Here is a 14,388-nt window from a genome sequence, read left to right on the forward strand (position 1 = left end):
AGATACCGCAATTGCAGCAGTGCAAGCAGATGTTGACTTAAACGAGTCTGATGCGGATACCGCGATTGCAGCAAATACAAGCTCTATAGCAGCAGTGCAAGCGGATGTGGACTTAAACGAGTCTGATGCAGATACCGCAATTGCAGCAGTGCAAGCGGATGTGGACTTAAACGAGTCTGACGCAGATACCGCAATTGCAGCAGTGCAAGCGGATGTGGACTTAAACGAGTCTGATGCAGATACCGCAATTGCAGCAGTGCAAGCGGATGTGGACTTAAACGAGTCTGATGCAGATACCGCAATTGCAGCAGTGCAAGCGGATGTGGACTTAAACGAATCTGATGCGGATACCGCGATTGCTGCAGTGCAAGCGGACGTTGACTTAAACGAATCTGATGCCGATACCGCGATTGCAGCAAATACAACAGCGATAGCAGAAAATGCAACTGGTATTTCGGATGAAATGACACGTGCTATGGCAGCCGAAGCTGCACTTCAAACTGAAATAGATACGATAGATTCAGATCTCAGTGGTGTTGTTGCCGACAATGCAACGGCTATAGCAAGCAATGCAACCGCGATAATGTCTAATTCAAGTGCAATCGATGCAGAAACGGCTCGTGCTGTCGCAGCAGAATCGCTAAATACAACAGCGATTGCGGCCAATGGCACTAATATCAATATTAATGCAGAGGCAATTACCGCAGAAAGCGCACGGGCAATGGCTGCCGAAGCAAGTAATTCTGAATCCGCAATGCTGGCTAATGCAAAAGCTGATTCATTGGCGACTTATTCAACATCAAGCGGTGAAACTCCAGTAGCGGCGGATGGCAGTGACATTGCAAATGCGAAGTTAAATGCAGTTGACGCTTCGTTGGTTACTGCGGGGGCAGACAGTACCGGACTTGGAACGGAACTAGATGCGATTCAGGCTGACCAAGAAAGTGGCAGTGGATTTGTCGATTTCTTCCGTAAATTGTTTGGTGAAAGCGACGACAGTGGTACAACTGATTCAGGAGACAGTGAAACTGGCGAAAGTGAGTCTGGGACCAATAACGGATAATCATGCTAATGAGCAAACAAGTTGTTAAGCCTACGGATATAGATATGTTGTTAGATAGGAGATGTGCATGAACACAATGATTAAACAGTGTTTATTTGTGTTATTAGCGATTGGCGTATTACAAGGCTGTAGTCGCCCCGGGCATTCAGAGGTAGAAGTGGATCCTGAACCGTTTTTCTATAGTTTTGTTGCTGAAGATGCTTCGCTAGTTGGGCTGTTGGTTTCAGATAGTACTGGAACCGTGGCAACTGAAATTAGCCCCGGGGTTTATCAGTTTGGTCCAGACTATCTTCCTACGACACCAATTACGTTTGAGTCTAAAAATTTAGTTGAACCTGGTGCATCGTTTCAAGATATCGATGAAGATGGTCTAAAAAGTGCCACGGATATTAATTACAATGTCGGATTGGAAATTGCTTACATTGGTAGTTTTAGTGCTTTAGGAGAACGTACCGTTTTTGCCAATCCAATTACTGCTTTAATCCCATCAACAGGGATCCCCTCTTCGGGGATTGGAGGACTGCCTGAGGAGTTATTTCAGTTAGCGTTTTTAGCTGGGATAGCAGGCGCACCTACAACGACAATTGAACTAAGTGACGGCATAGAACTTTCGATAAAAGCGGTATTGTCTCGAACTGCGGTTTTACTCACGGCATTGCAGGAAGGCATTGTGATATTAGAAGGTGATACGCAAGCCGCGGTTGATGTCAGTATTGCCGTGTTAGCAAGTTTTAGGGATGCTGAACCAACGGAAGGACTTGCTGATATCACACAATTAAGCATTGCAATGCAAAGTGCTATTGAGTCGCATGTTTCCCAAGCAAATAGCGATAAGGTAATGCAACTTGCAAGTTCAATTGGCAATACCTTAGCAAGTACGACAGATGCGACATTTTATGAAGCATTAATATTGGCTGTTCAACAAAATGTCAATGCATCGAGTACGGTCGCCTCAATTCTTGAAAAACTGACAGTACAGGAGTTTTCTAGATTAGATAATAGCATTCAATTTGCCGTTAAACTTGCCAATGAAATCGCTGAGAGCGGCGGAATGTCGGCATTCTTAAATAGTTTGTCAATTGTTCCTATTAATGTCAGTGGCAATGGCCAGTCTATCGTTGACGATGGGGTGACCGATTTTAATTTAGAGTTAATAACATCCACTGAAACCATCAAACTTAATGGCAGTGACGCTTTTTTTGACCAAAGTGAACTGACTTATTATTTTGAAGATGATTTATATGGCGTTAAAGTTGATGCAGACCACGCGGTACTCATAGCTTTAAATGCCAATGAAACCAACTTGTTGGGAGCGGCACAAAATGGCATTAATTCAGCAAGATTACTGGCGTTGTGCTGGAATAGTGTTGAACAACCAAATAGCTCCGACTCGGATGTTTGTGGTTCAGAAAATGCTAACCTAGAATATTATGCGCTTGCTACTCAAAGTGAAGTCTGCGCGGCAGATTTTGACGCCGCAGAATTGGCGCAAATTAATGCCTTAAATCGTCAGCAAATATCGTGTAACTAATTGAAACTCATGCTAACTTAATCCTAATCACCTATTGTTTTTACCTTGTAAGGTTTAAACTTTTGGTGAATAGGCATCAAATCGGTGTCATTTAATTGTACCGAATTTAGTTTAAAGGACGTATTGGGCTTTTATGGTTATTCGAGTTGTAACACCTAGCTTATCGATTGTAAGTTTTTTGATTTATGTGGTGCTGAGCTTTATCGCACTCAATGTTTCCGCGGTTTTAGCTGCGCCGACCCCGAGCTTACCTGAGATAAAAAAACAACAGGAAGATTTACTCAATAAATCCAAAAATGACACATTAATCGACAATTTAGTTGACGACTTAGAAGTAGAAAAACAACAACAAAAAGCTGAAATTGCTGGCAACATTGCATTTTTATTGCGCGGAGTGAAAATCACCGGTAATAACGTCCTCACTAAAGAAGATGTTTCACCTCTCATACAACCCCGAATTAATCAACAAATCACAGCAAACGAACTCAAAGATATTGCCGCAAAACTGACGTTGGTTTTGCAGTCTAAAGGTTATAAAAGTTCTAGAGCGTTTGTACCACCACAACAAATTAGTGGTGGCATTGTAGAGTTTCAAGTAGAAGAAGATTTGTTGAGCAATATCCATGTTCTCGGCAAAGACAGTTTTAAATATGAAGAGTCATTGTTTTATCAATACTTTGCGGATTTAAAAGGCAAAATCATTCATACTCCAACCTTAGTTGAGCGTCTGAAATATCTCAATTTTTTACCGGGTACCCGAATTAAACCCACACTCAAAAAAGTTGAATTTGGCAAGAGTGCTTTAGTCTTGGTATTAGAACCTGTAGAAGACTTAACCGCATTAGCGATAAACAATAACGCATCCCGTTATCAGGGAGATTTACGTACCGTGTTTTCTACGTTAGTTACCAACCCAACAGGTAGGTCAGATACTTTTAGTCTGTTTGCTGCAATTAATCCTGAGTTTCCCAAGTACTTCTCATCAATGGCAGCCAGTTATTCCGTACCGTTTGGCAACAAAGGGGCAAAATTGCACCTCAATATGTCTAAGCTGGACTATCAAATAGATCCTGACGCCATTGGTCAAAGTCTATTATTGTTTAGTGGGAGCAGTGACACTATGAGTGTGTCCTACGAAAAACCATTTTGGTTAGATGTAGGTAGCAACAGTTGGACCGTTGGGCTTGAGAAACGTTCGGCAAGTTCACAAACAACCAATAATTTTCCAGACCCACTTGTTGGCAATCAAATAGGGTTTAAGTGGGTTGACCAATCTGAAACTTTATATGCATTAAATGCGTCAATGCAGTTTGTTTTTTCTGATCAGATTATTGATGAAAACTACCCAGCTCAAAATGTGCTTAATGTTAAAGTCGCTAAGATATTAGAAGGGCTAGCAGATGCCACGACGCAGGAAGAAATTGACTACAAAGAACTCAACAATAACAATGGCATTATTCCACAAAAAGGCCCAATAGGTGACACTAGAGACGCAGTTGCTAATTTTTGGAAAGTTTATTTGAGTTATTATCGCCGACAAACATTACCGTGGAATATGACCCTTAATGTGCAGGCCAATATTGAGTGGGCCAATTTTGATAATATTCTAAGCTCATATGATTATGGTGGTGCGGATACGGGGACATCTGGCGGTGATCTCAGTATTAGTGTGGCTCGGAATTTTGAATTTGAAAAGTATCTAGATTGGATGAATCTGCAATTTGGGTTTGAACAACAAATTTCCTACAATACGTTTTACCCTGACCGAAATAGACCATTAGACCGAAGTGTAGAAGCTTGTGGTGGCTTAACTGACTTAACGCCATATTCACAATATCGTTGTGACGCATCGAGTCCCTTTCTATCGACACGACTTAAAAAAGACAATCATTTGTTGTCAGTTAAAGTACGAAGCCGATTGCAGAGCTTTGGCGTGACAGAAGATAAAGCCACTATTACCTACACTTATGTTTTTTAAACTCTATTGTTGAGACGAGTCCCGATAAGTAAAAGGTAAGACGAGTAATTCGGTTGTCGAATCGGATAGTATCTGCATATTTAGAATATTAACGTGTATTTTTTGATCGGCTCCTCTTCGCCATCCATAACAACAACCCCGTCTTCTTTAAAACCTAATTTAAGCAGTAAATTTTGAGATGCAATATTAGGAAAGTCGACTACGCCATTTAGGGCTGTTAATCCTTTTCTTTTTGCGTAATTGACCAAAGCTGAAGCGGCTTCGAAGGCGTAACCTTTGCCAAAATAGTCAGGTAAAAAGGCATAGCCAATATCTTCAAATGCTAAGAAATCCCTTTTTAAAAAACTGACAGAACCAATCGCAGTATGATCGTTACGCCGCACAACTATAAACAAGCCATGGGTTGGATAATTGACAATATACTTCTCTAAAATCATTTCCTCAGCTTGCTTCACCGTACGAATACCGCGGTCACCAATATTTTCGATAAAGCCGTTGGAATTAAGTAATTCAACCAGAAAAGGCGCATCTTTTAAGGTTAATTCACGAATGTTGAGACGGTCGGTGGTTATATTCATCTTTGGCGTTTGATTTTACATTTAGTCTATTGGATTACTTTACGTGCTATTGGCAAGTAGAGGAAATGAAATTTTATGAGGAAGTCATTTTTAAAGCGAACAAAATCGTCCTTGTTTTTGTTCACTAATTTAGTATTTAGTGGTTATCATTGACCGCCATTTTTTACTGTTTTTCTATTATGACTTGGCCGCTAATGCGTTTGCTACTTTTGATTGTGGCGGTTTTCCCAATGCAGCACATATATCAAGTCCTGCCTGTGCCAGTTTAGTTAAATCGACACCATGGGTGATCCCCAACCCAGTTAACATATAAACGACGTCTTCGGTGGCTACATTACCCGATGCACCTTTGGCATACGGGCAACCGCCTAAACCAGCAACTGCCGAATCTATGACACTGACGCCAAGCTCTAGACAGGCGTAAATATTGGCTAACGCTTGTCCATAAGTATCATGAAAGTGCACCGCTAAGTGCTCTATCGGTACGACCTCTGCAACTGCCTGCAACATCGCTTTTGCCTGTTGTGGTGTGCCAACGCCAATAGTATCGCCCAATGATATTTCGTAACAACCCATTTGATACAGGGTTTGTGCAACGTTCACGACATTGTTGATGTCAATGTTACCTTCATAGGGGCAACCTAAAACACAAGATACATAACCACGGACTTTGACGATTTCTAATTTGGCTTGAGCCATAATGGGTTCGAAGCGCTGTAAGCTTTCTGCGATTGAACAGTTTATGTTTTTTTGTGAAAACGACTCGCTGGCAGCACCAAAAATAGCGACTTCATCAACTCCAGCACGAATCGCGTCCTCATAACCTTTCATATTTGGAGTGAGGGCAGGGTAGCTGATATTGGTTTTACGGGATATCCTGCTGAAAATGTCTGCACTACCCGCCATTTGCGGCACCCATTTAGGGGACACAAACGATCCCGATTCAATCACCTGCAAGCCAGTTTCAGATAAGCTGTTGATCAGTTTAATTTTATCTTCTAATGTGACCGGAACTTCATTTTGAAGACCATCACGTGGACCGACTTCAACAATTTTTACCGATTGTGGAAAGCCTGTTACTGTTGTATTCATTTATTTGTTTCCTGTTCGGCTTTGGTAACAGAAGTTGGTGCTTCTGTAACAAGGTCAAACGCCAATAATGGCGATCCACCGTCGACCATATCGCCTTCTGCATAATAAAATTCAGTGACGACACCATCTGCTGAGGCTCGAATGGTATGCTCCATTTTCATCGCTTCCATGATCACGAGAGCCTGGCCTTTAGTTACCGGTTCACCGACGGCAACCAAGTTACTGACAAGTGTGCCGTTCATTGGTGCAAGTAATCCGTCGTTACCAGCCACATCATCAACTTCACCTAAACTTGGCAGTACGCGGCTAAACTGAAAAACACCACTTGGGTGATAAAGACTCATTTCTAAGCCATTTTGAACCAACTCTGCCGTTGTCCGATAGCCGTCAATATAACAAGTTAATGTATTGTTAGACTTAGCATTGGTGACCGTTGAATGGGCGCTATCAAGTTGCGTGTGCAACGAACCTTGGCAGTCGACAGCTAAACGAGAGAATGCTTCGCCTTGGATAGATATTAAATAATAACAAAGGTGGGCCGTGCGTTTTTGTTCAACCGAGATTTGATATTCGCGATTATCATGACTGAGCACAAACGACTGCGTATGTGGCTCATTAAGTCGCCACCCGTTGCGTTGATGCCATGGTGAGTTGCGGTCTTGGCTGTGCTCTGCGACAATTTTTGCGTCATTTTTTTCGGTTAAGACTAATGCCAGTGCTGCCATTGGTAGCTCTTTACTAAGGGCTTGTTCTGTTGAATGGAACAACTGGTCTTGGTTTTTGTCGATAAAGCCTGTATCTATTTCTTCACGAATAAAAGGCTCGCATGTACTTAAATTATACAAAAACTCAATGTTAGTTGTAACACCACTAATGCGGAAGGCCGCGAGTGCTTTTGATAGTCGCTGTAACGCCTTTTGACGGGTTTCGCCCCATACAATGAGCTTTGCTATCATAGGATCGTAATACACGCTGACCTCGTCGCCTTGACGTACGCCCGTGTCGACCCGCACAAATTTATTTTGCTCAGGAGTTTGCATAAATTCCAACAAACCCGTTGCCGGTAAAAAGTCATTGTTGGCGTCTTCGGCGTAAATACGTGCTTCAAAAGCATGGCCATGAATGGCAAGCTCGTACTGTTGTTTCGGTAACGATTCGCCAAAGGCGACTCGCAATTGCCATTCCACGAGATCTTCGCCGGTGATCATTTCCGTTACGGGGTGTTCAACTTGCAGACGGGTATTCATTTCCATAAAGTAGAACGAACCGTCTACGTCTAATAAAAATTCCACTGTCCCCGCACCACAATAACCAATCGCTTTAGCTGCTTTGATGGCCGCTTCACCCATTTGTTGACGAAGCGATTCGGACATACCAAATGCGGGCGCTTCTTCAATGATCTTTTGATGGCGACGTTGCACAGAACAATCGCGCTCAAATAAATAAACTGCATTGCCATGGCTGTCACAGAATACTTGAATTTCCACATGACGGGGTTGTGTTAAGTATTTTTCAACTAACATGATGTCGTCACCAAATGACGAACGTGCTTCGCGTTTCGCTGCCGCTAAGCCTTCGGCAAATTCATCCGCTGACCAAACTTGACGCATGCCCTTACCGCCGCCACCGGCTGCGGCTTTTAATAATACTGGGTAACCCATGTCGTCAGCGGCTTTTTTAATAATAGCATCTGACTGATCATCGCCATGATAACCGGGAACGAGAGGTACATTGGCTTTTTCCATTATCGTTTTAGCGGCGGATTTGCTGCCCATCGCTTCAATAGCAGAAACTGGCGGGCCGATAAAACAAATGTTTTCTTGTTCGCATCGGCGACAAAAATCTGCGTTTTCAGATAAAAAACCATATCCTGGGTGGATTGCTTGAGCGCCTGTTTGTTTAGCGGCGTCGACGACTTTATCACCCAATAAATAACTTTCACGAGATGGCGAAGGGCCTAAATAGACCGCTTCATCCGCCATATTGACATGGAGTGAATCTTTATCTGCGTCGGAATAAACAGCCACTGTGCTTATCCCCATAGCGCGCGCCGTTTTTATTATACGGCAAGCAATTTCACCACGATTAGCAATAAGTATTTTAGTAAACATTGAGATTATTCCTGTAGCTTATTAGCTGTAGACCCACGTTGCCAATTTGGTTGGCGTTTTTCAAAAAAGGCGGTTAACCCTTCTTGGCCTTCGGCTGATACTCGAATTTCTGCGATTCGACGGCTTGTTTCTGCCATTATCGTGTCATCCACATCTTGGCCTGCAACATCAAAAATCAACGCTTTAGCTTCACGAATTGCTGTAGGACCATTATTGAGTAAAAGGTTGGTCATGTTTTCAGTTAGTTCGTCTAGTTCAGTGACCGCAACAACTTCGTCAATTAAGCCAATTTGCTGGGCTTTTGCCGCAAAAAAACGTTCCGCAGTGGCAAAGTAACGTCGACTGGCCTTAACACCAATCGCGGCTACAACGTAAGGGCTAATCGTTGCTGGGATCAGGCCGAGTTTAACTTCACTTAAACAAAAGCTGGCTTTTTCAGACGCGAGGGTAATGTCACAGCAACTCACAAGTCCTACCGCACCGCCAAACGCTGCACCTTGGACTTTAGCAATTGTAGGTTGTGGAAGGTAATTTAATGCGTATAACATCGATGCGAGGGCATTGGCGTCTGTTAAATTATCCTCGAAAGAATAACTTGCCATTCGTTTCATCCAACCTAAGTCCGCACCGGCGCTAAAACTTTTACCGTTTGCTGCAAGTACAACCACGCTGATGTCAGCGCGTGTGGCGATATGATCAAAAGTACGTTGTAATACGCCAATTATTGTATCGTCAAAAGCATTGTGTTTATCAGGATTATTGAGGGTCACCGTCGCAACACCACGGCTATCCACAGTAAATAAAACTGCGTTGTTTTGAGTCGAGAATTCAGTCATGTCAGCCCCTTACATTCTGAAAATACCAAACTTGGTATCTTCTATTGGTTTGTTAAGGGAAGCCGAAATGGCAAGACCTAATACTTGTCGAGTTTCCGCAGGGTCAATTACACCATCGTCCCACAATCGAGCAGAAGCGTAATATGGGTGCCCTTGGTGCTCGTAAGCGTCGATAATTGGCTGTTTAAATTCAGCTTCTTGTTCATCGCTCCAGTCTTCACCACGTTTGGCTTTTTGATCACGGGTTACTTGCGCTAATACGCCAGCAGCTTGTTCACCGCCCATGACCGAAATGCGGGCATTTGGCCACATAAATAAAAATCGTGGGTCGTAGGCTCGCCCACACATACCGTAGTTTCCGGCACCATAACTGCCACCGATTAATATGGTAAATTTAGGGACTTTTGCACAGGCAACGGCCGTTACCATTTTTGCGCCGTGTTTGGCGATACCGCCGGCTTCATACTGTTTGCCAACCATAAAGCCTGTAATATTTTGCAAAAAGACCAGTGGAATTTTGCGTTGGGCACATAGCTCAATAAAATGCGCGCCTTTTTCTGCGGATTCGCCAAATAAAATGCCATTATTAGCAACTATACCAACAGGATAACCGTAAATGTGGGCAAAACCACAAACCAATGTTGAACCGTAAAGTGCTTTAAATTCGTCAAATTCGCTGTTGTCGACGACCCGTGCGATGATTTCTTTTACATCATATGGCTGGCGTGGATCTTTAGGGATCACGCCATAAATGTCTTGAGTTGGGTAGGCCGGTGGCGTGACATCTTTAACCGCCAGTTGCATTGGCTTAACTCGATTTAGATTGCTTATGGCACTGCGTGCTAACTCTAATGCGTGGTGATCGTTTTGAGCATAATGATCTGACACGCCAGATGTTCGGCAATGCACGTCGGCGCCGCCAAGCTCTTCCGCCGTAACAACTTCGCCCGTCGCGGCTTTTACTAGAGGTGGGCCAGCTAAAAATATCGTGCCTTGTTCTTTTACAATAATGGATTCGTCAGCCATTGCTGGGACATACGCACCACCGGCGGTACACGACCCCATTACCACAGCAATTTGTGGAATGTTCTGAGCGGACATATTAGCTTGATTAAAAAAGATCCGGCCAAAATGCTCCCGGTCTGGGAATACTTCGTCTTGATTGGGTAAATTGGCGCCACCTGAGTCAACCAGATAAATACAAGGCAGGTAATTTTCCTGCGCTATGGTTTGCGCGCGAAGATGTTTTTTTACCGTAAGCGGGTAATAGGTGCCGCCTTTTACTGTTGCATCATTAGCAACGATGACACACTCTTGCCCACCCACTTGACCAATGCCGGTAATAATACCAGCAGCAGGAACATTGTCTGGGTAAACATCAAGTGCAGCAAGTTGTGACAATTCTAAAAATGGTGAACCTTGGTCCAGCAACTGAGTCACCCGATCACGAGGTAATAACTTACCACGGGATAAGTGGCGCTCACGGCTTTTTTCGCCGCCACCTAACTTGATTTTTTCTAATGTGGTTTTTAAGTCGTCAACCTGAGCCTGCATATGTTCTGCATTTTGGATAAACTCTGGGCTGCGTGGGTTCAATTTAGTAACTAATTTCGCCATGACAGTTTCTCTTTGGAGGCCCGTATCGGAGGCCTCTTTCTAGAGACATCAACGGATGTCTCGTTACGTTTATTTGTCCGATTCAAACCCTATTCATATTGTAAATATTGAATCGTGTCGATGTAATTCCAAATTCAAAATGGTCGCGTGGGCAGACCTTATTTGGATTCGTTAAATAATTCACGACCAATTAACATTCTACGAATTTCAGATGTACCGGCGCCAATTTCATAGAGTTTGGCGTCACGCAATAAACGTCCAACTGGGAATTCATTGATGTAGCCGTTACCGCCAAGGAGCTGAATTGCATCAAGGGCCATTTTGGTGGCAAGTTCTGCTGAATATAAAATGACAGCAGCGGCGTCTTTACGAGTCGTTTCACCGCGGTCACATGCAGCGGCAACAGCATAAACATAAGATTTAGCCGCATTCATTTGGGTATACATATCTGCTAGTTTGCCTTGGATTAATTGGAATTCACCAATCGATTGGCCAAACTGTTTTCGGTCGTGGACATATGGCACTACAATATCCATACATGCATCCATAATCCCAAGTGGACCACCGGATAAGACAACACGTTCGTAGTCCAAACCAGACATTAAAACGCGAACGCCTTTGCCTTCTTGACCAAGTATGTTTTCTGCTGGTACTTCACAGTCTTCAAACACTAATTCACAGGTGTTCGAACCGCGCATACCTAATTTGTCGAGTTTCTGGTGACGGGAAAACCCAGGGTAATCGCGTTCAACGATAAATGCTGAAATGCCTTTAGAACCTGCATTTACATCAGTTTTTGCATAAATAACATAAACATCAGCGTCGGGACCATTGGTGATCCACATTTTGTTGCCGTTAAGAATATACTTATCGCCTTTTTTGTCGGCTCTTAATTTCATGCTTACAACGTCTGAGCCCGCATTCGGTTCTGACATTGCTAATGCGCCAACATGTTCGCCTGTACATAACTTAGGAAGGTATTTTAATTTTTGCTCATGGCTGCCATTTTTACGCAATTGATTCAAACAAAGGTTAGACATTGCACCATAACTTAAACCAACAGACGCCGATGCACGGCTGATCTCCTGCATTGCAATTACATGTTCTATGTAACCTAAGTTACTGCCACCGTATTCTTCTTCCACTGTCATGCCAAGCAACCCCATATCTCCAAACTTACGCCATAGGTCGCTTGGAAATTCGTTGTCGATGTCAATTTGCGCCGCTCGTGGTGCAATTTCATCGCGGGCAAAGGCATTAACTTGGTCGCGGATCATATCGACAGTTTCGCCAAGATTAAAATTTAAGGACGTGAAAGGACTGATCATGATGGTTCTCTTATTCTTATGTTAATAGGGTTCTGTTGATTGAGTTTTTGTTCTATTTTTCAGTTTTAATATTTGTAACAACTAGTGTAGTTCTAAATTTTAGCTAATGATTCATTGCAGCTATCTTCGAGTGCCGCTAAGTCGTGTAAAATATCTTCCAGATCTTTTTGTTGTTGGATAAGTTGTTGTTTTTTAGCGGCGATGAGTTCCAACATTTTATTTAATTGTTTTTCTTCTGTTGGTTCATTATCGTATAGTTCAAATATCGTTTTAGTTTCGCCTAATGAGAAGCCTAAACGTTTGCCACGTAAAATGAGCTTTAAACGAGTTCTGTCTTTTGAACTGTAAACTCGCGATTGCCCTTTACGACTGGGATATAACAATCCTTCGTCTTCGTAAAAACGAATACTGCGGGTCGTGACATCAAACTCTTTTGCTAACTCACCAATAGTGAATGTTGTTTGGTTTTGAGTTGTCATTAAGAACTTCCTACAAATTAATTTTTACAAATATTAGGGTAAGTTTACGTAAACGTAAAGTTAGATGTTTTTTATCCTTTTCTCCAACTGTAAATAAATTCGCACAATGTCGTTTTAAATTTGTATTTCAGTTCATTTCCTTTGTTTGGCAATGACTCAGGTACACAGCGGCTTATTTGTAAACGATGGTGTTGAATAGACGTTGAATTAGTGACTCTCGGCAGGGATCAAATAAGCGTCTAATATGATCATTTAGGTTTTATCTATTGGTTTATAAGTGAATTTAATGTCGTTGAAATTAAAAATGTGGGTAAAAGTCTTTCTTCGAGGCGGGGTTTTAAGGGTTGTCTATCTATTAGTTTGTGCTTAGGTTGATGTATTTAAATAGCTTTTTTGTTTTCGTGTAAATAATATTTTCCAACTGGTGGTTAAGCAAATCAGTGTTGAAAATTGGTTTACTCATGCAACCATCGTAGTATCCCCAGCATAAATTATAAGGGGTAAACTAAGCCCCACGCTTTAGTACCAATTAGGTCATCAACAAAATAGAAGGGTAAGCATTATGTCTGATCTTGATCCAATCGTTATTGTATCTGCACAACGGACGCCAATGGGCGGTTTTCAGGGCGCGTTAAGTGGCGCAACAGCACCGGAATTAGGTGCCAGTGCAATTCGAGCTGCAATTAGCCATGCAGGCATCTCGGGTAATGACATCGATGAAGTCATTATGGGTTGTGTATTACCCGCAGGACTAGGGCAAGCGCCAGCTCGACAAGCGGCCATTAAAGCAGATGTTAGATTAGCTGCTGGCGCCACAACGATAAACAAGGTTTGTGGTTCTGGAATGAAAGCGGTCATGATGGCCAATGATTTTATTACGGCAGGTTCTATTAATGTTGCAGTTGTTGGTGGCTTCGAGTCAATGACCAATGCACCATATATGTTACCGCAAGCTCGCTCAGGCATGAGAATGGGTCATAGCAAAACCATGGACCATATGTTCTTAGACGGTCTTGAGGATGCGTACCAAGGCAAAGCAATGGGATGTTTTGCTCAAGACACGGCTAATGAGTACCAATTTACCCGCGAACAATTAGACGAATACGCCATTCGCTCACTGACTCGAGCTCAAGAGGCAATTGCCAGTGGTCGATTTGATAATGAAGTATCGCCTGTAACCATACAATCCCGTCGTGGCGATATAACCGTATCCGTCGATGAACAACCGGGTAATGCCAAGATGGATAAGATCCCAACCTTACGTCCAGCCTTTGCGAAAGATGGCACTATTACTGCGGCTAACTCTTCTTCAATCAGTGACGGTGCTGCGGCATTAGTTGTGATGAAGTTATCTGAAGCACAAAAACGTGGTTTAACGCCAATGGCAAAAATTGTTGCCCAGGCGACAAATTCTATTGAACCTGAAAAATTCACTACTGCGCCTGTTGGGGCCATGCAATCGGTATTAGAGAAAGCCGGTTGGAAGGCCAGTGACGTTGATTTGTTTGAAATTAACGAGGCGTTTGCAATGGTAACTATGGCGGCCATTAGAGATTTAGAGTTGTCATCAGAGAAAGTGAACATCAATGGTGGTGCTTGTGCATTAGGTCATCCATTAGGTGCATCGGGCGCACGAATTATTGTCACTTTATTACATGCTCTTAAAAATCGTGGATTAAAAACCGGTGTAGCGTCGTTGTGTATTGGCGGTGGTGAAGCGACTGCAATGGCTTTCGAATTGTTGTAATCGTTGCGGTGTTAGACGAATGTCTTGT

11 protein-coding genes are annotated in these 14,388 nt (G+C 42.9%); 4 read left to right on the forward strand and 7 right to left on the reverse strand.

Annotated features, from left to right (window positions below; all coding sequences use genetic code 11):
• The 3 genes from KO525_RS15405 to KO525_RS15415 form a co-directional block, all read left to right on the forward strand.
• Positions 1 to 1,063 (forward strand): hypothetical protein (locus tag KO525_RS15405; RefSeq protein WP_215964734.1); only part of this gene is annotated, 1,063 nt, incomplete at its 5' end.
• 67 nt (positions 1,064 to 1,130) lie between these two features.
• The gene (locus tag KO525_RS15410; RefSeq protein WP_215964735.1) at positions 1,131 to 2,594 is read left to right on the forward strand and encodes a hypothetical protein; all 1,464 of its coding nucleotides are present in this window, start codon (positions 1,131 to 1,133) and stop codon (positions 2,592 to 2,594) included.
• A 133-nt stretch (positions 2,595 to 2,727) separates the two neighbouring features.
• Complete coding sequence (locus KO525_RS15415) at positions 2,728 to 4,572, forward strand: POTRA domain-containing protein (RefSeq protein ID WP_215964736.1); 1,845 nt, start codon at positions 2,728 to 2,730, stop codon at positions 4,570 to 4,572.
• A gap of 80 nt (positions 4,573 to 4,652) precedes the next feature.
• Here KO525_RS15415 and KO525_RS15420 read toward each other — a convergent pair whose 3' ends face one another.
• The 7 genes from KO525_RS15420 to KO525_RS15450 all read right to left on the reverse strand — a co-directional run bounded on the left by KO525_RS15420 (position 4,653) and on the right by KO525_RS15450 (position 12,613).
• Positions 4,653 to 5,150, reverse strand: a complete 498-nt coding sequence (locus KO525_RS15420) for a GNAT family N-acetyltransferase (RefSeq protein ID WP_215964737.1) — start codon at positions 5,148 to 5,150, stop codon at positions 4,653 to 4,655.
• A gap of 177 nt (positions 5,151 to 5,327) precedes the next feature.
• Positions 5,328 to 6,242, reverse strand: coding sequence for a hydroxymethylglutaryl-CoA lyase (locus KO525_RS15425; RefSeq protein ID WP_215964738.1), 915 nt, complete (start codon positions 6,240 to 6,242; stop codon positions 5,328 to 5,330).
• Entirely contained in the window at positions 6,239 to 8,353 is a 2,115-nt protein-coding gene (locus tag KO525_RS15430; protein ID WP_215964739.1) for an acetyl/propionyl/methylcrotonyl-CoA carboxylase subunit alpha, read from the reverse strand. The genes KO525_RS15425 and KO525_RS15430 overlap by 4 nt, the downstream gene beginning before the upstream one ends.
• Positions 8,354 to 8,358: 5 nt before the next feature.
• Positions 8,359 to 9,189, reverse strand: a complete 831-nt coding sequence (locus tag KO525_RS15435; protein ID WP_215964740.1) for an enoyl-CoA hydratase/isomerase family protein — start codon at positions 9,187 to 9,189, stop codon at positions 8,359 to 8,361.
• Between the two features lie 9 nt (positions 9,190 to 9,198).
• Positions 9,199 to 10,806 carry a carboxyl transferase domain-containing protein gene (locus KO525_RS15440; RefSeq protein ID WP_215964741.1) on the reverse strand — a complete coding sequence of 536 codons (1,608 nt, stop codon included), beginning with the start codon at positions 10,804 to 10,806 and terminating at the stop codon, positions 9,199 to 9,201.
• Between the two features lie 158 nt (positions 10,807 to 10,964).
• Entirely contained in the window at positions 10,965 to 12,134 is a 1,170-nt protein-coding gene (locus KO525_RS15445) for an isovaleryl-CoA dehydrogenase (RefSeq protein WP_215964742.1), read from the reverse strand.
• 92 nt (positions 12,135 to 12,226) lie between these two features.
• Positions 12,227 to 12,613, reverse strand: coding sequence for a MerR family DNA-binding transcriptional regulator (locus tag KO525_RS15450; RefSeq protein WP_215964743.1), 387 nt, complete (start codon positions 12,611 to 12,613; stop codon positions 12,227 to 12,229).
• Positions 12,614 to 13,175: 562 nt separating this feature from the next.
• Between KO525_RS15450 and KO525_RS15455 the strand changes: the two genes are divergently transcribed.
• Complete coding sequence (locus KO525_RS15455; RefSeq protein ID WP_215964744.1) at positions 13,176 to 14,360, forward strand: acetyl-CoA C-acyltransferase; 1,185 nt, start codon at positions 13,176 to 13,178, stop codon at positions 14,358 to 14,360.
• Positions 14,361 to 14,388: the final 28 nt, after the last annotated feature.

The sequence above is a fragment of the Psychrosphaera sp. B3R10 genome (genome assembly GCF_018861025.1).
Lineage (GTDB): Bacteria > Pseudomonadota > Gammaproteobacteria > Enterobacterales > Alteromonadaceae > Psychrosphaera > Psychrosphaera algicola.